This window comes from Microcoleus sp. MOSTC5, assembly GCF_036701825.1.
Taxonomy (GTDB): Bacteria; Cyanobacteriota; Cyanobacteriia; order Cyanobacteriales; family Microcoleaceae; genus Microcoleus; species Microcoleus asticus.
Genome location: NZ_JAUBRK010000035.1, coordinates 18,802 through 35,673, shown reverse-complemented (window position 1 = coordinate 35,673; position 16,872 = coordinate 18,802). Strand labels below are relative to the sequence as shown.

The following is a 16,872-nucleotide window of genomic DNA, read 5'->3' as shown; positions in this document are numbered from 1 at the left end:
AGACTACCATTTTGCTTATGCAGTTTTTCAGATAAATCCGCAACACGTAGAGGGCTGTTATAAACTTTACATTAAGGTATTGACATCACGGACGATATATGATACCTCTGCCAATTTAGGCATCGCAGGCAATTTTTTAGAAGACCCTCCAAATTAACAGCTCGGACTGGCATTTTAAAGGGTTAATTTTTGCCCCCACCCAATTTTCTAGCTATCGAGAATTCTTTCCTTTCATTTTGAGAAAAGCGTTCAAGTCAGCATAAGTACCGCCGTAAGTCACGGTGGGAGTGTCGTAACCCTTCAAAGAAACTGTGTGCTGCTCGAAAGCGTCCTGGGCACCCAATTGCGTCAGGTATTTGTAGGTCGTTTCTCCCACAGCGATATCCTTGCCGAGTTGCTTGGTGCAAGATTCCAGGCGAAATGCTGCGTTTACAGTATCTCCCAAGGCGGTATAGTCCGATCGGTCGCTGCTGCCAGAATTTCCCACCATTGCATAACCGGTATTGATGCCGGCCCCGACTCGCAAAGGAAAAGGCAGGGGGTAACGGCTGCTGAGTTCGTCTGTTGCCTGGTGCAGTTCGCTCAAAGCTTGGCAAATTCGCATCATTTCCTCGCTGCTGACACCGCTGGTTTTGTGGAACCAGACGGCCATGATGGCATCGCCGATGTATTTGTCCACCCAACTGCCGTGTTCGCGAATGATCAGTCCTGCTTTGCGGAACCAACTGCCGATGACTTCTGAGAGTAGGGTTTCGTCTAGCTGCCTAGTCAAAATAGTAAAGTCTCGGATGTCCATTACCATGACGCTAATCAGGCTGCGCACCGTCAAAGTCGCCGTAAAATCGTCAGAGTCTGTGTCGTGTATTGGCTCTATCCGGTGGCCGCCGGTTGGGTTGTAGAAGTCCAATTCGGTTTGACCGAAAATAATCCGATCGCCATTTCTGAGAGTGACAGGAATACTGACGCGCCGCCCGTTGACAAAGGAACCGTTGCGGCTGCCCAAGTCGATCAGGTAGAACTCTCCTGTCTCCATTTGCTGTAACATCGCGTGATTACGGGAAATCCAGCGATCGGTCAGTACAAAATTATTGTCGTCGCTCCGCCCTACTGTCCAGCAATTGCTGCCGGAGAGCGGCAAGTAGCGATTGCCGCTTTTTTCTGTACGAAGTACCAAATGTGGATTGGCTTGCAAAGTCACCACAGCCCTAGAAACTACATCAAGTCAACCGATTTGAGGTTTTAAACTTAAAATTTTAACTTTACCGCGCCGCTTATAACTGAGATTGCTGCTAAAAAACCTCAAATCTGCCGTTCTCAAATCTAAAATTGTTTAGTCGATCGTCGATGCACCGGAACCATACAGGATTGCCGAACCACAATTCGATCGCCAGCGAAGGTAGTTATTGTTAGATCATAAGCGAAAGTGCCATATTTTTCACCCCAAAAATGTATCTGGGGAGTTAAATTTGCTGCTTTTTGCCAAAAATATAACTGTGTACCAATATTCTACCTAATGTCACGGCTCCCACTGCGAGCCAAGTTTTATTTATGTTGAGGGGGCGTAAAAAAACTGAAAAATGGCTCTCCGGCTCAGACCGATAATTGTTAAACACAAGGTATCTTTAAGATTTGTTGCTTAACTTCATGTTTTTGAAGATATCAACAAAGCCTTTTCCTCGCTGCGGCGGTCAATAAATTAGAAACACGAGAATTTTATGTTGTCGAAAAGAATTTTGCCTTGTCTGGATGTGAAAGCCGGTCGCGTGGTCAAAGGTGTCAATTTTGTCAACCTTCAGGATGCTGGCGATCCCGTAGAAATGGCTCAGGTTTACAATGATGCGGGTGCTGACGAGTTGGTGTTTCTGGACATTACCGCGACTCACGAAGACCGGGACATTATTATTGATGTGGTGTACCGCACGGCCGATCGAGTATTTATCCCTTTGACGGTGGGCGGCGGTATTCAATCCTTAGACACCATTAAAAGTTTATTGAGGGCGGGCGCTGATAAGGTGAGTATTAATTCGGCGGCGGTGCGCGATCCGAGTTTAATTGACAAAGCGAGCGATCGATTTGGCAATCAGTGCATTGTAATCGCGATCGACGCCCGCAAACGGCAAGATGCGGATAATCCCGGTTGGGACGTGTACGTGCGCGGAGGGCGAGAAAATACCGGCAAAGATGCGATCGCCTGGGCCAAAGAAGCCGAACAGCGCGGCGCTGGCGAAATTCTGGTGACAAGCATGGACTCAGACGGCACTCAAGCCGGTTACGATTTGGAATTAACCCGAAGCATCGCCGAAATTGTCGAAATTCCCGTCATTGCTTCCGGCGGCGCCGGCAACTGTCACCACATCTACGAAGCCGTGACACAGGGCAAAGCAGAAGCTGCACTGCTGGCTTCCCTGCTGCATTACGGGCAGCTCAGTGTAGGAGAAATTAAAACTTATCTAGCAAAATGTCAAGTTCCCGTGCGACAGCAGCAGCCATTAGTCATTAGTCCTTAGTCAGTGGGTGGATAGTCGGGCGCATCTCAATATCTTGCAACATTTTCAACAAACCGCTCTGCGGGTTCACTCCAGCGCTCTCTCACAGTGCAAACAGGCTAAATAAATCCGCCCCCACCCCACGATAAAACCCGTTACTGACATTGATACCGATATGTGAGGCGCATCCGAAGGCACTTATATAGATTTTTTTTGATTCTACACAAGTGCCTTCTACATAAATGTGTTCGGGCGACCCGCGCCAGTCATCTAGAAATATTCCCTGAGAAGGATTTCAAATCCCAGCTTTTTCAGCTAAAAATTATATATTAGCTCAAATTGAAAGAGAGCAACGGTGGCTTTCCTCAAACTTGAGTTAAAGATTGTGCAGAATTTGAGCGAGCTTCAGCCTGTTAACAATCTTAGCGATCAAAACTTCTAAAAACGGAGAAATTTTGTATGTCTTTTATCAGCTTTAACTTCCCTACCAAGCGTTTAGTTAGCACTTTAATAGCTGTTTGTTTTTGTGCCTTAATGTTTGTTTCTAATGCTTTCCCGGCTTTTGCCGTTACCAGCAGCCCCACCAAAGGTGAAGACCAACTTTTAGGGATTGAAAAAGCATCTCAAGAAGCTGCACTGAAAAAACCACTGTCCTTGGAAGAAACTCAAGAAAAAGCGAACAAAGGACCTAACGAAGTTCAGGGAGACGCTGACATTGAAAAAATGAAAAATCCTTCCAACACAAACGCTACATCCTTTGAACAACAAGTCAAAAAAGCTGTTGGTAAAATCAAAGACTAACTCAGCGCGAAGTAGTCAGCCGACAGTTGTCAGTATAAAAGATTAGGGACACGGCACGAAGCCGTGTCCCTTGAAATGTCGTATCCAATCTCAATTTAGGTCTTTTTTTAAGAATTGGTATCAGATTGAATAAAAAAGTGGAAAGGACTTGGCATCTTTCGGCTTTACGAACACTCTTTGCTGGGGCTGCAAGTGCAAGCTATCAAATTTTTCTCTCGTCAAATTAGCGTTTACTACTTGACCGTCATCTAAGGTTAATTCTACCTGAATTTCCCATCCCAAATGAATCAAGCGACTGATTCTTGCAGGCACTGTTGCACTATTTTCTGTAGTTTCAATTACTACGTCGTGAGGGCGCAAGAAAATCTCTGGGTGGGCTGAGTCAAAGCCGTTGTCTTGAAACATCCTCGAACTGCTGGGCAATACATTGACGGGGCCGATAAAACTCATTACAAAAGCACTAGCGGGATGGTCGTAAATTTCTGCGGGTGTGCCGACTTGTTCGATTTTACCTTTATTCATTACTGTAATGCGATCGGCAACTTCCATTGCTTCTTCTTGATCGTGCGTCACAAAGACTGTGGTAACGTGAACTTCGTCGTGCAGCCGCCGCAACCAAGCACGCAAGTCTTTGCGAACTTTGGCATCGAGAGCTCCAAAAGGTTCGTCTAGCAGTAAAACTTTCGGTTCCACAGCCAGGGCTCGGGCGAGGGCCACCCGCTGTCGCTGGCCTCCAGAAAGTTGCGACGGGTATCTATCGCCCAATCCTCCCAATTGCACTAAATTCAACAATTCTTCTACCCGCGATTTGACTTTCGCGGGCGGTGTTTTCTGAATTTCCATGCCGAAAGCGATGTTTTTTCGCACTGTCATGTGCTTGAATAGCGCGTAGTGCTGAAACACGAACCCAATTTTGCGGTCTTGGACGCTAGTATTGGTCGCATCTTGTCCTGTCAGCCAGATTTTGCCGGAGTCGGGCATTTCTAAACCGGCAATCAGCCGCAGCAGCGTAGACTTGCCGGAACCAGACGGGCCCAGCAATGCGACTAGGGAACCGGATTCAATTTCTAAGCTGACCCGATCGAGTGCTTGGAAACTGCCAAACTGTTTTGATACGTTTTCTACAACTATGCCCATAGGAAGTTCGGCAACGAAGCCGTGTACAAAATTTAACTGATTTAACGGATGGAGGTTGAGCTTCGAGCTTCGAGCGAAAAAAGTTAATCTCCGGTTTGGGGATGGGTTAAAGTAAGTTTTTTATAGCATGATCGCAGATCCGTTTGTTAATTTTAGGGTTTTGGCGATCGGTCAGTCGATTTTAGATTTTAGATTTTAGATTTTAGATTTTAGATTTACTTGCAGCTTTGAATCTCGAAGGTGGAACTTTGGTCTAAAATTTTGAACTCTCCAGGAAAGGAGTCGGGGCTTTGTATCCGTTTTTGGGCGCGGTCAAACACCCGAAAATTCACAAAAATGCACCTCCCAAACAAAACGACACAATTCTTTGCTCCCAAAGTTGGCGTTTGGTACTACAATGCAGCAAAAGTTCAAGCGTTTTTGACTTCAACGGCTGAGGGGATAAAGGAAAATGGGAGATGTTGGACGTGTGCCTGTAGGAATTATCGGCGCTTCAGGGTACGGCGGCGTGCAACTTGTGCGACTGCTGGCGGATCACCCACTGGCTGAAGTAGTCTATTTGGGTGGGGATAGCAGTGCGGGAAAACCTTTTTCCAGCCTTTATCCGCATCTGACTAACTGCATTGATTTGACAATTGAGGCGATCGACCTAGAAAAAATAGCGGCAAAATGTGAAGTTGTGTTTCTGTCGCTGCCGAACGGTTTAGCTTGCAAAATGGCACCGACGCTGATAGAAAAAGGCTGCAAAGTCTTGGATTTGTCGGCTGATTACAGATTTGAAAATCTGGAAACTTACAAAGCTTGGTACGGCGGCGAGCGATCGGACTCTGAACTGGCTGCAACGGCTGTTTACGGTTTGCCAGAATTGTATCGCGATCGAATTAAAGACGCTCAGTTAGTAGGCTGTGCCGGCTGCTACGTTACTGCTAGTTTATTAGCCCTGGCACCTTTGCTCAAACAAGGTCTGATCGTGCCAGAAACAGCAATTATCGACGCCAAATCCGGTGCTTCTGGGGGGGGGCGCAAAGCCGAAGTTAATCTCTTGTTGGCTGAAGCAGAGGGTTCTCTGGGCGCTTACGGTGTTGGCCGCCACCGCCACACGCCAGAAATCGAGCAAATTTGTGGCGATTTAGCCGGACACGATATTAAAGTTCAGTTTACTCCCCACCTAATTCCGATGGTACGGGGAATTCTGGCGACTGTTTACGCAACTTTGCGCGATCCGGGTTTGGTGCGGGAAGATTTAATCACGATTTTCAGCGCTTTTTACCGCAATTGTCCTTGGGTAAAAGTGTTACCGGCTGGGGTTTACCCGCAAACAAAATGGGCTTGCGGTACGAATCTTTGTTATATCGGCATCGAAGTCGATCCGCGTACTGACAGGGTGATTGTGCTATCGGCGATCGATAATTTAATTAAGGGACAAGCCGGTCAAGGCATCCAGTGCATGAACTTGATGATGGGTTGGGAAGAAACTTTGGGTTTGCCTCAATTGGCTTTCTATCCTTAATTGAGAATGGGTAATTGGTAATTGGTAATTTGGTCGGGGCGGGTTTACGAGATGATTGGTTTTTAGCCAATTATTGTGTGTAAAACCCGCCCCTTGTATCTACAGGATCTAAATTCCCGATCCGCGATGCCCATCCGATTTTAGATTTTAGATTGCTGATTTTAGATTGAAGTTACTAATCAATTCTTCAATCTAAAATCTAAAATCTAAAATCTAAAATTGCCCGATGCGCGATGCCCATCCGATTTTAGATTTCCAATTTTAGATTTTAGATTCAAGTTACTAATCAATTCTTCAATCTAAAATCTAAAATCTAAAATCTAAAATTGCCCGATGCCCAATTACCAATTATCCAGTGTTATTTTGGCCCGTAACCGATCGACCCAGCATAAATTGCCCGATCGCCCAATTGGTCTTCAATCCGTAACAAACGGTTGTATTTAGCCACCCGTTCGCTGCGACACAGAGAACCGGTCTTGATTTGGCCGGCGCGAGTCGCTACCGCCAAATCGGCAATTGTGGTATCTTCAGTTTCACCGGAACGGTGGCTGATGACCGATCGATAACTGTTCCGTTTACCCAGGTCGATCGTATCCAAAGTCTCCGTCAAAGAACCAATTTGATTCAGCTTAATCAAAATCGAATTGCTAGCTTTCAAATCAATCCCTTTTTGCAGCCGCGTGCGATTAGTAACAAACAAATCGTCACCCACCAATTGAACTTTGCTGCCCATTTTCTGCGTCAGCGCTACCCAACTGTCCCAATCGTCTTCATGCAAACCATCTTCAATGGAAACAATCGGATATTTTCCGGCCAAACCATCCAAATAATCGATTAATTCTGCTGGCGAATGAGCCACACCGTCGTAAGTGTACTGTCCATCTTTGTAAAATTCGCTAGCAGCAACATCCAAAGCCAAAGCAACTTGTTCACCTGGCTTGTAGCCAGCTTTTTCAATAGCTGCAATCAACAAATCCAAAGCTGCTTGATTGGATTTAAGATTAGGCGCAAAACCGCCTTCATCACCAACACCAGTCAGCAAACCCTCAGCTTTTAAGACTTTGCTCAGGGATTCAAATACCTCTGCACCCCAGCGCAAAGCTTCTTTAAAAGATGGCGCACCCACAGGGACAATCATAAATTCTTGAATGTCCACATTATTGTCGGCGTGGGCGCCGCCGTTGATGACGTTCATCAAAGGCACGGGTAAAACGTTAGCTAAGGGCCCGCCCAAGTAGCGGTAAAGGGGGATCCCTAAAGTCTCGGCAGCCGCCTTTGCTGTGGCTAAGGAGACTCCGAGAATGGCATTTGCGCCGAGGTTGGACTTGTTGGGGGAACCGTCCAAGTCAATCATGGTTTTGTCTACCAGCGCTTGGTCGATCGCATCCAGATTAGCCAAAGCGGGGGCAATTTTGTGTTCGACGTTAGCGACGGCTTTCAGGACTCCTTTGCCACCGTAACGTTTGTTGTCCCCGTCGCGGAGTTCGTGGGCCTCAAAAGAGCCTGTAGACGCGCCGCTGGGCACTTGTGCGAGCCCGACAACACCGTTAGCTAGGTAAACTTCAGCTTCAATGGTGGGGCGGCCGCGGGAGTCGAGGATTTCTCTGGCTTTAATAAATTCGATCGCAGTGTCTAGCATATTAAGGATTCCTGACTTTACTCACGGTTTGATGACATTTGGCAGTCTGTTGGCTTTCCGACGCTGACTGCTGACGGGTAATAGAGTACGCGATCCCCAGAATTATTGCTGCACAGTTCAAAATATTTGCGGATTTGGGCAGTTAGGTGTCAATAAGTTAGGCTTGTTGCACAATGACCGATGGCAATTTTGATATTAATTTAATTTTTTTAACCGCAAATTCACGCAGATTTTCTAATTGAAACCTTTGTTAAAATCAGAATGTCAACAAAGTCAATCAAAAAAGGAGAAAGCTAGGATGTCAGAAACAACTCTCGGAGAAATTAGAGCATTAGCTGAAGACTCCGACCCAATTATTGCCGATCCCCCCAACATTAGATTGCTAACTGGGCCATTAAATCCTGGTAGCGATCCCAACTTTTTTGACCTCACTGCGAACGACGATATAGTTCTATTAGCAAATGGAATCCTCCGCAACACTCCCGGAGGTTTGCGGGCCTTAGCCGGCAACGATTTCGTCAGAGGTTCCGGTGGTGCAGAACTGATGAACGGCAACAGCGGCATAGATACTTTAATCGGAGGTTGCGGCAACGATACTATTCGCGGCGGTCAAGATTTTGACATACTTTACGGAGAATGCGCCAACGATTTAGTCAGCGGAGATCAAGGCGATGACTACGCTTATGGAGGCACGGGCAATGACTTTATTCGCGGCGGTAAAGGGAATGATGCTTTAGTCGGAGACAGTGGAAACGATACTCTAATCGGTGATGCTGGAATTGATAGAGTTTGGGGAAAAGAAGGCGCAGATTTGTTTGTCATCAAAAGAGAAGCGGGAGCAACATCGCGGGAAATTGGTTCGGATCAACCGCCTTCAGTTCCCAATTTTAATACAGAGGAAGTACCCGCAGATTTTATTCTGGATTACAATCCAGCTCAAGGAGATGTCATTGGATTAGCTTCCGGGTTAACGCGAAATGACATTGTTTTGACTGAAAAGTTTTTAACAATTGGTGATGCCAGAGATTACGATAGCAATGGCCCTTTTCCTCCGGGACAGCCTCGAACCGCTGATTTTAGAATTTTAAATACTAAGGCGACGGTGATTAGGGAAGCTAGTAGCGGAAATATTCTGGGTTTGGTGAAAGATGTGTCGCCGGCTCAACTTCTGTTTACCTCTGTGTCTGAAAGCTCGATCGCCCTGGGATAATCCTCTGAGGTTTATAGTAAGAACTAAAGTCCTCTATCAGAACTTTAGTCCTTACTACAAAAAATTTTATTCCTTTCCAAGTTGTGCATTTCAAGACCAAAAATCCGCCACATCATATTCCATTTCGCTGAGCATTTGCCGCAGTAGAGGTAAGCTCAAACCGATCACATTCGTGTGACATCCTTCGATTTGTTCCACAAAAAAGCCGCCTTTACCTTCCAGTGCAAAACAGCCTGCACAGGCGAGGGGTTCTCCGGTAGCGACGTAGGCCGCAATTTGGCGCGAGGTAACTTCCGCAAAATGAACTTTTGTAACTTGACAGCGAATGAGCGATCGCGACCTTGCCTCATCAAAGTCATCGAATCTAGTATCAATTAAAGCATGACCCGTATATAATTCGCCAACCTTACCGCGCATTTTCTGCCAGCGCGAGATTGCTTCTTCCGCATCCTTCGGTTTGCCGTGAATTTCGCCATCTATGAGCAAAATTGAATCGCATCCCAACACCAAACAGGATTTGGGATTGAGGATTTGCGGGTGAGAATTAGCCAGCAAAAACTTAACTACAGCCTCAGCTTTTCCCGATGCTAAAACCTGCACTAATTTAGTGGCATCCCTCATTTGTATTTGCCCTTCATCAAAGTCGCTGGGGCAAATCACAGCTTGAATGCCAGCATTTTCTAGCAGGCGGCGGCGCGCCGGAGAAGCTGAAGCTAACACAAAAGTTGGAATTTTCATAATAAGTTAAGAAGGAAGAAGGAAGAAGGAAGAAGGAAGAAGGAAGAAGGAAGAAGGAAGAAAAATAAACTATTCCCCATCCCCAAGGCACTGCGCCCTATTCCCCATTCCCAACTACTTTTTAACCTAATAAACAGAGAAAGATTTAACGACTTTCTCAAAAGCTTCTTTTACCTTTGGCCAGCGTTCTTCTGTAGTGGAAACGTTAAGCGTAAAAAGTTTGCCGCGGCTGACTGCTACACTCGCTAAGTTGTGCCGTTCTTGGTTTGGCAACTTAACGGCGTATTCTAAAATGTAATAGTTTTTCGATCGCGATTCGCGAGCTTCTGCATTGACTAATTCAGCTTCGCGGCCGGAATCACTAGGGGCGATCGCACTTTTGCTGAGCTTGTATCCCACATCCGTCGGCGTTCCCAAATCCGCCAGAGTTTTGTCCTTGGGGACTGGACTGATTACCACGCTGACGTTCTCGGTTTGCTGAATCAAATCGCGGAACACCACATCAGGCCCGTTAGAAACCGCGATCGGCAGCCAGCCGTTAGGATAGAGAAATTGATAGCCGTCGCCAGTATCAACGTAGCTTTTGAGTCCGGTGACTTTAGATACACAACCGGTCAAGGTGAGGCTCAGAACAACCAGAAGTATTGCCGCAATTCGTTTGAGCATTATTTTTACGGGTAGGCTAACACTAAAATATTTAATTTTAATTGTCTCACCAAACCTTGCCCCTAAAAATAGTTAAGCTATGCTCGCCGTTTGTGTACCGCCCGCGAGGCATAGCCGTATAGTCTAATTTTTAACAAAATCATTACAGGTGAGTCAGCCAGCTAATCAGTCCGTGCTTGGTAGAAATTTCTAAAGCCAAGAGAGAAACAAAACCAATCATGGCAAGGCGGCCGTTTAAGCGTTCTGCGTAGGGGGTGAAGCCGGTGCGGGGTTCGTCATCGATATATACTGTCGGTTCGATCGCAAAATTGTTCATTTTGCCTTGGTCGTCCAGCATTAAGCCTCTGTTAGTCATGTTTGTTTCCTAAATTGCGTTTTGTCTACTGTAAATAAATGTAACAGACTTGTGAAGATATGTAAAGGATTGTGAGGTTTTTTTTTAAAAAAACCTCAATATGACACCATTTTTAAAAAGAAATGCAACTGTCGGCAAGCTCTAAACCCTTATAGAATCAGTCTTTCCCAAATCTAAAATCTAAAATCTAAAATTTAAAAGGGTATGACTGTGGACAGTAGACTCTGGGTCCCGGAGGGGGGAGGATAGAGTTGAGAGGCGCAAAAGTCGATGGTGTGTGGCAAATCCAGTCTGGGTTTGACGAAAATTGTGGAACGGAGGAAAAATTTATGCGGGCCAGTCTGGAAATGCGGTGGTTTTATAGCGGTGCGCTGCCAAAATCGATCGCTCAATGGTTTGGAAGCGACAGTCTCGGCGGGTATCTTTCACCTCCCGAAGAGCGGGAAGACATATATTTGCTAGTCCCTGGCTGCGACTACTTGGGAGTGAAGCTGCGCGGGAAAACATTAGAGGTAAAGTGGCGGCAGGCAGAGTTGGGGGCGATGCAGTTCGGCAACCGCTGGGAAGGCAAAGCCGAGAAGTGGCTGAAGTGGGTATGTGCTGACACGATGGCCCCGGTACCGGCGGATATTATGGCGACAGGAAAGTGGGTGGGAGTCAGGAAAAAGCGAGCGCAGCGTCTTTACCAAGTTTCGGCCCCTGGTTCCGTGATGTCTGTGCCTGTGGAAGCCCCAATTCCCCAAGGTTGCACCGTGGAACTTACTCAGTTGAACATTAACGGCAGCGCGTGGTGGACTTTGGGATTTGAAGCGTTTGGCAGCGAAAGTTCTTTGACAGAAAGCCTGCAAACAGTGGCTACTTGGACTAGCAAGAGCTATCAGGCGCAAAAGTTGAAAGCTGAGGATTCTTCTGCTTATCCGATTTGGTTGGGCAGCAAGTAATATCAAATCCGGCTTTAATAATACCTCCTATATTGTTTAGTCCCTGTCTGCTGGGACGACAGTTTTTGTAGACGCGGTTTCAACCGCCGAGTCTAATCGAGGGGGTTTCTCACTATTCCCCCTCTGTTCCATTCTCCCCTTCTTTCATTCTCCCCACTCTGCCAGCAGTTCTCAGAATTTGACAAGCTAAAATTGCCGCCCCAAACCCGTTATCAATATTCACCACACCCACACCAGCCGCACAAGAATTGAGCATAGTTAAAAGAGGAGCAATCCCGCCAAAACTCGCGCCGTAACCCACACTCGTCGGCACGGCAATCACCGGACAATCTGCCAAACCCGCAACCACACTCGCCAAAGCACCTTCCATACCCGCAACCGCAATCAACACATCAGCATCAGCAATTACGTGCCGATTGCTCAGCAAGCGGTGAATGCCGGCAACTCCGACATCCCACAAACGTCGCACCTGAAAACCGCAAAGTTCCGCAGTAACTGCTGCCTCTTCCGCTACAGATAAATCCGCCGTTCCCGCACTGATAATAGTCACAGTACCCGGATGCTGCGGAGTTGGGAAATTAGCAGCAGAAATTGCACAAATTCGAGCCTTTTGGTAGTAGCACAAATCGGGTATTTTTTGCTGCAATTGCTCGAAAACTTCCGGTTCAATTCGCGTCGCCATCACCGCAGAATTTCGCCCGCGCATCGCCTCGATAATCTCAACAATTTGGTCTGGCGTTTTCCCTGGGCCCCAGATTACTTCAGGAAAACCCGTTCTTAAAGTACGGTGGTGATCAATTTTTGCAAAATCCCCCACTTGTTCAAAGTCAAAATACTTTAATTTATCTAAAGCTGCGATCGGGCTCACATCGCCGGCGGCCACAGATTCGAGTAACTTCTGTAAAATTTCAGGTTCCATTAATTAATGACTGATGAATTTGACTGCTGACTGCTATAGATTGCTCCGGGCGGGTTTATTTATCGGATCGGTCGATCGCACATACCCTGGTAAAACCCGCTCCTACAGACTAATAAATGCTGAGTGCTGAGTGCTGACTAATAACTATTCTGTTATTTTCAGCTCGTACAAATTCCAGAAAGCACCGCCGAGGGCACTGTAGCGAATTCCCGAAATGCGATCGCGCACCGCCTCAAAAGTCAGCGGATTCACCATATAAACAAAAGGCACTTGTTCAGCTATAATCCGCTGGGTCTCCCCATAAAGTTCCTTGCGCTTCGCCTCATCAAGCTCCTGGGAAGCCTTCACATAAAGGTCATCGATTTTCTGCTCCCAGTCGTACACTTCCCAACCTTTAATCGGCGGTTCTCCGGCTTGCGGCCCCTGGTTGAAACTGTGCAAAGTCCCATTGACCGACCAAATATTGTAGCCGCTGTGCGGTTCAGTACCTCCCGTAAAAGCGCCGAGGTAAGTATCCCAATTCCGCGTCAACCGCAGCTTTTCCACATAAGTGTTAAAACTCAGGAACTGTGTATCAACTTGCATCCCCAGTTTGCCTAAATCTTGCTTAATTTGCGTTCCCATTTGTTCCCGAACTTTTTTACCCGCAGCCATCAACAAAGTAAATCGGACTTTATTGCCCTCCGCATCCAATAATTGACCCTCATTATTATATTTGAAACCAGCACTTAACAGCAACTCTTTGGCTTTTTGCAGATCGTAACTGTAAGTTTTCAATCCCTGTTCTGGGGAAAGGTAGAATGGACTTTGCGCCGGAATTGGGGAATGCAGCGGTGCCCCAAGTCCGCGATAGATATTGTTAGTCATGGCGGATCGGTTGATCCCGTAGGCGATCGCCTGCCGAAATTCCTTAGTCGCGAACCACCGAGACTTAACCGGGTCTACAAACGGCTGATTTTGAGCATTGCGCCCCTTATTCAGATTGAAACACATAAACACGCTGCCAGTATCCGGACCACCGTTGAAGACCGTATATTTGCCGCGTTTTTCCTCCCGTTTCAGCAGCGGAAACACTTCCGGCTGCACGTCCAGAGTATCCAAATCGCCAGAGCGAAAATTCAGCAGTTGATTGTCAGTATTTTCGATAATTTGCCAAACTATTTGCTGGATGTAAGGCTGAAGGTTTCCCTCAGCATCTTTGCGCCAAAAATACGGATTTCGTTCCAAAACAACGCGCTGATTAGGAGTATAGCTCAGCATTCGATATTGACCGTTGCCGACAATTTTTTGAGGATCAGTATCCGTGTCCCAAGTAGTCAGGAATTTAGGTTTGCCATCTGCATCTGTATTCTCTACAGATTCCTGTAAAATATGAGCTGGTAAAATAGGGATTCCCCCAGCATATCTAATAAAAGGAGCAAAGGGTTCGGCAACGGAAAATTCAACGCGGCGGCTGTCAATTTTTTTGACTTTTGGGAATTGGCGACTCATGCCCACCCTCAGAGTATCTTTCAAACCGCTAGGAATTTTGTCATTGAAATAAACTTTTTCATAGCTGAAGATAATGTCATCAGTAGTCATCGGTTCCCCGTCCGACCATTTCAAACCCTCTCGCAGGGTGAAGACAATCTTTTTGCCATCTTTAGAAACCTCCCAGGACTCGGCTAAACCGGGTTCTAGGTTCGATGTCAAGCCGTTTTCGTTGATCAATCCCTCGTACATATAGCCAAAAACGCTGTATGCAGATTGATTTAGGGGGTAGTTAAAGGTGGCCGGGCCGCTGGGGGTGGGAACGATGAGTCTGTTTACTAAGTTCGATCGGGCTGGAGTGCACGCAGACAGAGTTATAGTGGCAATTGCCGCCAGTACAATCGCCAGCCAGCGCAGTTTTGAATGTAGCATCATAGAAATTTTCATAATTTTTTAGTTTACCACCTGCGTGCAACTATGACTGAGATTGTAACCAACCGAGAAAGTCTTCAGTGCGCGAAAAATACTTGGTTATCCCGGCTTCTAGCAAAGCATCTTGAACTTCTGGTACACTAAATTCTTTTGTATTATTGCTCAAAAACACCTTGACTTCATGAGTGTGTAAGCGTGCGTGATTCAAGATGCAGTGGAGAATCAAATTGTCTGTCGGGTCTTCTTCAATAAAAATTGTATTCAAGCTTTCTCGCAGTGTATCTGCTGTTAGTTCCATCATCTCCACATTGTCAGCCAATAATTCAAGAGCCTCAAAAAGACGTACTTTAATATTATTGAGCAATCCTTCATTTTCATTCAAAGACTCTTCTACATGGAATAAAAGAGACTTAGCATAAGGCGAAGTAAGATCGCGCTTTAGCTGGCTAATTTGTTTTTTCTGTTCATCTGCAAAACGGTTGCGGCGCTTGATATCGTCTTCTAAAGCCGAGAGAGCTTCCATGCAGCAAATAGCAGGTATGGCAATGCGGACTGATGTTGGTACACTCAGTAACAAGTTATTGGCATCAGGATCGCGCCCTGTAGCAATACTCATCAAAAAGTTAGTTTCTATATATAAAAGCGGCACCAATTTCTACCCCTGACTGTGTTGTTCCACCTGCTAGCAACGGCAGCAAACCGATTGCTGCTATCTGTTCCGATGCTGGTGGAATCTCAGACTTCCAATTATAAGCTAAGTCACGCAACCATGCTTCAATCAGCCTAGTTAGGTATGGCTCAAATATCCGCTGTTCGCCTAATTTTGAGTCATAATAGTGGAGGATGTCAGCCGTTTTTAACGATAAAACAGCTTCAGACAAAACAGTGCCGTCCCATTTAAAAACGATGATATTTTCGAGATTGACAATCATAGCATAAGGAATTACCACCTTTTTTTCTGATAGTTTTGAGAGCAAATGTTTTATTTGTTCGAGGGCGCGATCGGTAATCCTCTGCTTTGCTGCCTTTTCTTTAGCTTGATTAATTTTGACCTCGATTAGCGCGACTATGCGATCGTCCTTATCCAACGCGATAATATCCGCGTCTATGGGTAACTCTAAATCCAAGGTTTCAGTTTGCATGGTTTTGCTCTTCCTAAAACGTAGATTAAAGTTCTATTTTAGCACTAACAAAACTACAGCATAGGCTGCAATACCTTCTTCTCTCCCCACCGGCCCTAACTTTTCGTTTGTAGTAGCTTTGATGCCGATTTGGTCTGGTTTTAATTGTAGGACAGTAGAAAGCCGATCGCGCATTTGCTCAATATGCGGTTTCAGCTTTGGACGTTCCGCCACCACCACGGAATCAATATTGCCGATTTCCCAGCCTTTATCTAATATTAACTGATTGACTTGTGCCAGCAATACGAGACTATCAGCCCCTTTCCATTTCGGGTCAGTTGGAGGAAAATACAGGCCGATATCTCCTAAGCTGAGAGCTCCGAGCATCGCATCCATGATAGCGTGGGTAAGTACGTCGGCGTCGCTGTGTCCTAATAAGCCTAATTCGTGGGGAATGTTCACGCCGCCGAGGATGAGGGGGCGTTCTGGAACTAAGCAGTGAATGTCGTAGCCGTTGCCGATGCGGATGTTCATGTGAATTTAAGGTTGGGGAAAAGCCGACACTAGACAATTATTTTACATTCAGTCTGGAGATAAGTAAATTTTGGCGTTGGTGAACTGAGGTGTGATTTTGCTCTCACCGCTGACGGAGGCAGGTCGAAGAGCGTTCAAATCAGAGTATCTAAATAATTCTTGATTATGGAATGGGAACCTCCTCGAATTTTAGGAGCGTGAATTAGTAAACGAATTGAATCTTTGAGAATTTATTCGTATTGAGAATAACAAAGATATTTTCTCTTCAATAGCTCCAGATCGTCTCTGAGTCTTGTATTTTCACCTTCAACTGAAGTCATATAAGTTTTACCGATGATTGAGTGACCATCTGGAATAAACATTGTATAAACTTTCAGGCAATTTGTGACATAAAAATAGCATTTTTATTTTTCAACATCCCATCAATGTTTAAATGTTTGGGCATCATGGTCTCCTACAGCCCCGGCTAAAATATCTGCTTTGAAGTGGTCTACTGCTATCCACAACCAGACGCAAGTTTTTTTTGAGCCAATAAATGTTTCTAATTCATCTAGTTCTACGACAAGAGAGAATTGTGTCTGGACGGACAATATTTCAAAAGTTTGAAAAGCGAGATCCCTTTTTTGGCACGCTACATATAGTGTGCTTGCGTAAGTCCTGTATGTGTTAGTTTATCGATCGTCCCAAGAACCCGATCGCCTCCTCAAATCTACTTATTCCCTAGATGGCGAAGAAATCGTCCCCGGCTTTACTCTCGCGATTGCCGAGTTTTTTCAGAAACTGGCTTTTTCAGGAAAGTGCGATGTAATATATCTAAATGGCTAGGTAAATTTTGGACATGAATTTGGCTGAGTGCGATAATGAACAAGGCTTGAAAAAAAAATGTAGGTAGTAAAATATTCAAACAGGAGTG

General features: G+C 45.8%; 17 protein-coding genes and 1 pseudogene. 6 read left to right on the top strand and 12 right to left on the bottom strand.

The genetic code is table 11. The annotated features are described in order from the left end of the window. Window positions 1–211: 211 nt before the first annotated feature. Window positions 212–1,201, bottom strand: a complete 990-nt coding sequence (locus tag QUA54_RS19775; RefSeq protein ID WP_333191785.1) for an adenylate/guanylate cyclase domain-containing protein — start codon at window positions 1,199–1,201, stop codon at window positions 212–214. Window positions 1,202–1,715: 514 nt separating this feature from the next. On the opposite strand from QUA54_RS19775, the gene hisF reads away from it, so the two are divergent. Next, on the top strand, window positions 1,716–2,507 hold the full coding sequence (gene hisF, locus QUA54_RS19770; RefSeq protein WP_333191787.1) for an imidazole glycerol phosphate synthase subunit HisF: 792 nt from the start codon (window positions 1,716–1,718) through the stop codon (window positions 2,505–2,507). Between the two features lie 438 nt (window positions 2,508–2,945). Further along, on the top strand, window positions 2,946–3,287 hold the full coding sequence (locus QUA54_RS19765) for a low temperature-induced protein (RefSeq protein WP_333415962.1): 342 nt from the start codon (window positions 2,946–2,948) through the stop codon (window positions 3,285–3,287). A gap of 120 nt (window positions 3,288–3,407) precedes the next feature. Here QUA54_RS19765 and QUA54_RS19760 read toward each other — a convergent pair whose 3' ends face one another. Further along, the gene (locus tag QUA54_RS19760) at window positions 3,408–4,424 is read right to left on the bottom strand and encodes a sulfate/molybdate ABC transporter ATP-binding protein (protein ID WP_333415961.1); all 1,017 of its coding nucleotides are present in this window, start codon (window positions 4,422–4,424) and stop codon (window positions 3,408–3,410) included. A gap of 451 nt (window positions 4,425–4,875) precedes the next feature. On the opposite strand from QUA54_RS19760, the gene argC reads away from it, so the two are divergent. After that, window positions 4,876–5,934: an N-acetyl-gamma-glutamyl-phosphate reductase gene (gene argC, locus QUA54_RS19755; protein ID WP_333191790.1), complete on the top strand. Its 1,059-nt coding sequence runs from the start codon at window positions 4,876–4,878 to the stop codon at window positions 5,932–5,934. A gap of 358 nt (window positions 5,935–6,292) precedes the next feature. Here argC and eno read toward each other — a convergent pair whose 3' ends face one another. Further along, window positions 6,293–7,573 carry a phosphopyruvate hydratase gene (eno, locus tag QUA54_RS19750; protein ID WP_445301569.1) on the bottom strand — a complete coding sequence of 427 codons (1,281 nt, stop codon included), beginning with the start codon at window positions 7,571–7,573 and terminating at the stop codon, window positions 6,293–6,295. Window positions 7,574–7,871: 298 nt separating this feature from the next. On the opposite strand from eno, the gene QUA54_RS19745 reads away from it, so the two are divergent. Beyond that, entirely contained in the window at window positions 7,872–8,783 is a 912-nt protein-coding gene (locus QUA54_RS19745; RefSeq protein ID WP_333415960.1) for a calcium-binding protein, read from the top strand. A gap of 90 nt (window positions 8,784–8,873) precedes the next feature. Here the strand turns inward: QUA54_RS19745 and QUA54_RS19740 are convergent, their stop codons facing one another. From QUA54_RS19740 to QUA54_RS19730, 3 genes are all read right to left on the bottom strand, one after another. Then, on the bottom strand, window positions 8,874–9,521 hold the full coding sequence (locus tag QUA54_RS19740) for a nucleoside triphosphate pyrophosphatase (protein ID WP_333415959.1): 648 nt from the start codon (window positions 9,519–9,521) through the stop codon (window positions 8,874–8,876). A gap of 126 nt (window positions 9,522–9,647) precedes the next feature. After that, window positions 9,648–10,187, bottom strand: coding sequence for a photosystem II reaction center PsbP (psbP, locus tag QUA54_RS19735; protein WP_172191939.1), 540 nt, complete (start codon window positions 10,185–10,187; stop codon window positions 9,648–9,650). Between the two features lie 142 nt (window positions 10,188–10,329). Beyond that, on the bottom strand, window positions 10,330–10,542 hold the full coding sequence (locus QUA54_RS19730) for a chlorophyll a/b-binding protein (protein WP_172191937.1): 213 nt from the start codon (window positions 10,540–10,542) through the stop codon (window positions 10,330–10,332). Between the two features lie 251 nt (window positions 10,543–10,793). Between QUA54_RS19730 and QUA54_RS19725 the strand changes: the two genes are divergently transcribed. Next, a complete protein-coding gene (locus tag QUA54_RS19725; protein WP_333415958.1) occupies window positions 10,794–11,483 on the top strand; it encodes a hypothetical protein in 690 nt (229 codons plus the stop codon). Window positions 11,484–11,595: 112 nt separating this feature from the next. Here the strand turns inward: QUA54_RS19725 and larB are convergent, their stop codons facing one another. From larB to QUA54_RS19695, 6 genes and pseudogenes are all read right to left on the bottom strand, one after another. Next, window positions 11,596–12,402: a nickel pincer cofactor biosynthesis protein LarB gene (gene larB / locus QUA54_RS19720; protein ID WP_333415957.1), complete on the bottom strand. Its 807-nt coding sequence runs from the start codon at window positions 12,400–12,402 to the stop codon at window positions 11,596–11,598. Between the two features lie 144 nt (window positions 12,403–12,546). Next, window positions 12,547–14,307, bottom strand: a complete 1,761-nt coding sequence (locus QUA54_RS19715; RefSeq protein WP_333415956.1) for an ABC transporter substrate-binding protein — start codon at window positions 14,305–14,307, stop codon at window positions 12,547–12,549. Window positions 14,308–14,347: 40 nt separating this feature from the next. Further along, complete coding sequence (locus QUA54_RS19710) at window positions 14,348–14,920, bottom strand: PIN domain-containing protein (protein ID WP_333415955.1); 573 nt, start codon at window positions 14,918–14,920, stop codon at window positions 14,348–14,350. A 7-nt stretch (window positions 14,921–14,927) separates the two neighbouring features. After that, complete coding sequence (locus tag QUA54_RS19705; RefSeq protein ID WP_333415954.1) at window positions 14,928–15,446, bottom strand: hypothetical protein; 519 nt, start codon at window positions 15,444–15,446, stop codon at window positions 14,928–14,930. Between the two features lie 33 nt (window positions 15,447–15,479). Then, a complete protein-coding gene (gene ispF / locus QUA54_RS19700; RefSeq protein WP_333415953.1) occupies window positions 15,480–15,959 on the bottom strand; it encodes a 2-C-methyl-D-erythritol 2,4-cyclodiphosphate synthase in 480 nt (159 codons plus the stop codon). A 163-nt stretch (window positions 15,960–16,122) separates the two neighbouring features. Then, window positions 16,123–16,522: pseudogene (locus QUA54_RS19695) on the bottom strand (IS1 family transposase); the annotation flags it as partial. Window positions 16,523–16,622: 100 nt separating this feature from the next. Between QUA54_RS19695 and QUA54_RS19690 the strand changes: the two are divergent. Next, entirely contained in the window at window positions 16,623–16,784 is a 162-nt protein-coding gene (locus QUA54_RS19690) for a hypothetical protein (RefSeq protein ID WP_333415952.1), read from the top strand. The last annotated feature ends 88 nt before the right edge of the window (window positions 16,785–16,872 follow it).

What these genes read in the sequence shown, in the direction of transcription:
- ispF (WP_333415953.1), bottom strand. Translation starts at nt 15,959, where the DNA reads ATGAACATCCGCATCGGCAACGGCTACGACATTCACTGCTTAGTTCCA.
- QUA54_RS19745 (WP_333415960.1), top strand. Translation starts at nt 7,872, where the DNA reads ATGTCAGAAACAACTCTCGGAGAAATTAGAGCATTAGCTGAAGACTCC.
- larB (WP_333415957.1), bottom strand. Translation starts at nt 12,402, where the DNA reads ATGGAACCTGAAATTTTACAGAAGTTACTCGAATCTGTGGCCGCCGGC.
- QUA54_RS19740 (WP_333415959.1), bottom strand. Translation starts at nt 9,521, where the DNA reads ATGAAAATTCCAACTTTTGTGTTAGCTTCAGCTTCTCCGGCGCGCCGC.
- eno (WP_445301569.1), bottom strand. Translation starts at nt 7,573, where the DNA reads ATGCTAGACACTGCGATCGAATTTATTAAAGCCAGAGAAATCCTCGAC.
- QUA54_RS19760 (WP_333415961.1), bottom strand. Translation starts at nt 4,424, where the DNA reads ATGGGCATAGTTGTAGAAAACGTATCAAAACAGTTTGGCAGTTTCCAA.
- hisF (WP_333191787.1), top strand. Translation starts at nt 1,716, where the DNA reads ATGTTGTCGAAAAGAATTTTGCCTTGTCTGGATGTGAAAGCCGGTCGC.
- QUA54_RS19710 (WP_333415955.1), bottom strand. Translation starts at nt 14,920, where the DNA reads ATGAGTATTGCTACAGGGCGCGATCCTGATGCCAATAACTTGTTACTG.
- psbP (WP_172191939.1), bottom strand. Translation starts at nt 10,187, where the DNA reads ATGCTCAAACGAATTGCGGCAATACTTCTGGTTGTTCTGAGCCTCACC.
- QUA54_RS19765 (WP_333415962.1), top strand. Translation starts at nt 2,946, where the DNA reads ATGTCTTTTATCAGCTTTAACTTCCCTACCAAGCGTTTAGTTAGCACT.
- QUA54_RS19715 (WP_333415956.1), bottom strand. Translation starts at nt 14,307, where the DNA reads ATGATGCTACATTCAAAACTGCGCTGGCTGGCGATTGTACTGGCGGCA.
- QUA54_RS19730 (WP_172191937.1), bottom strand. Translation starts at nt 10,542, where the DNA reads ATGACTAACAGAGGCTTAATGCTGGACGACCAAGGCAAAATGAACAAT.
- argC (WP_333191790.1), top strand. Translation starts at nt 4,876, where the DNA reads ATGGGAGATGTTGGACGTGTGCCTGTAGGAATTATCGGCGCTTCAGGG.
- QUA54_RS19705 (WP_333415954.1), bottom strand. Translation starts at nt 15,446, where the DNA reads ATGCAAACTGAAACCTTGGATTTAGAGTTACCCATAGACGCGGATATT.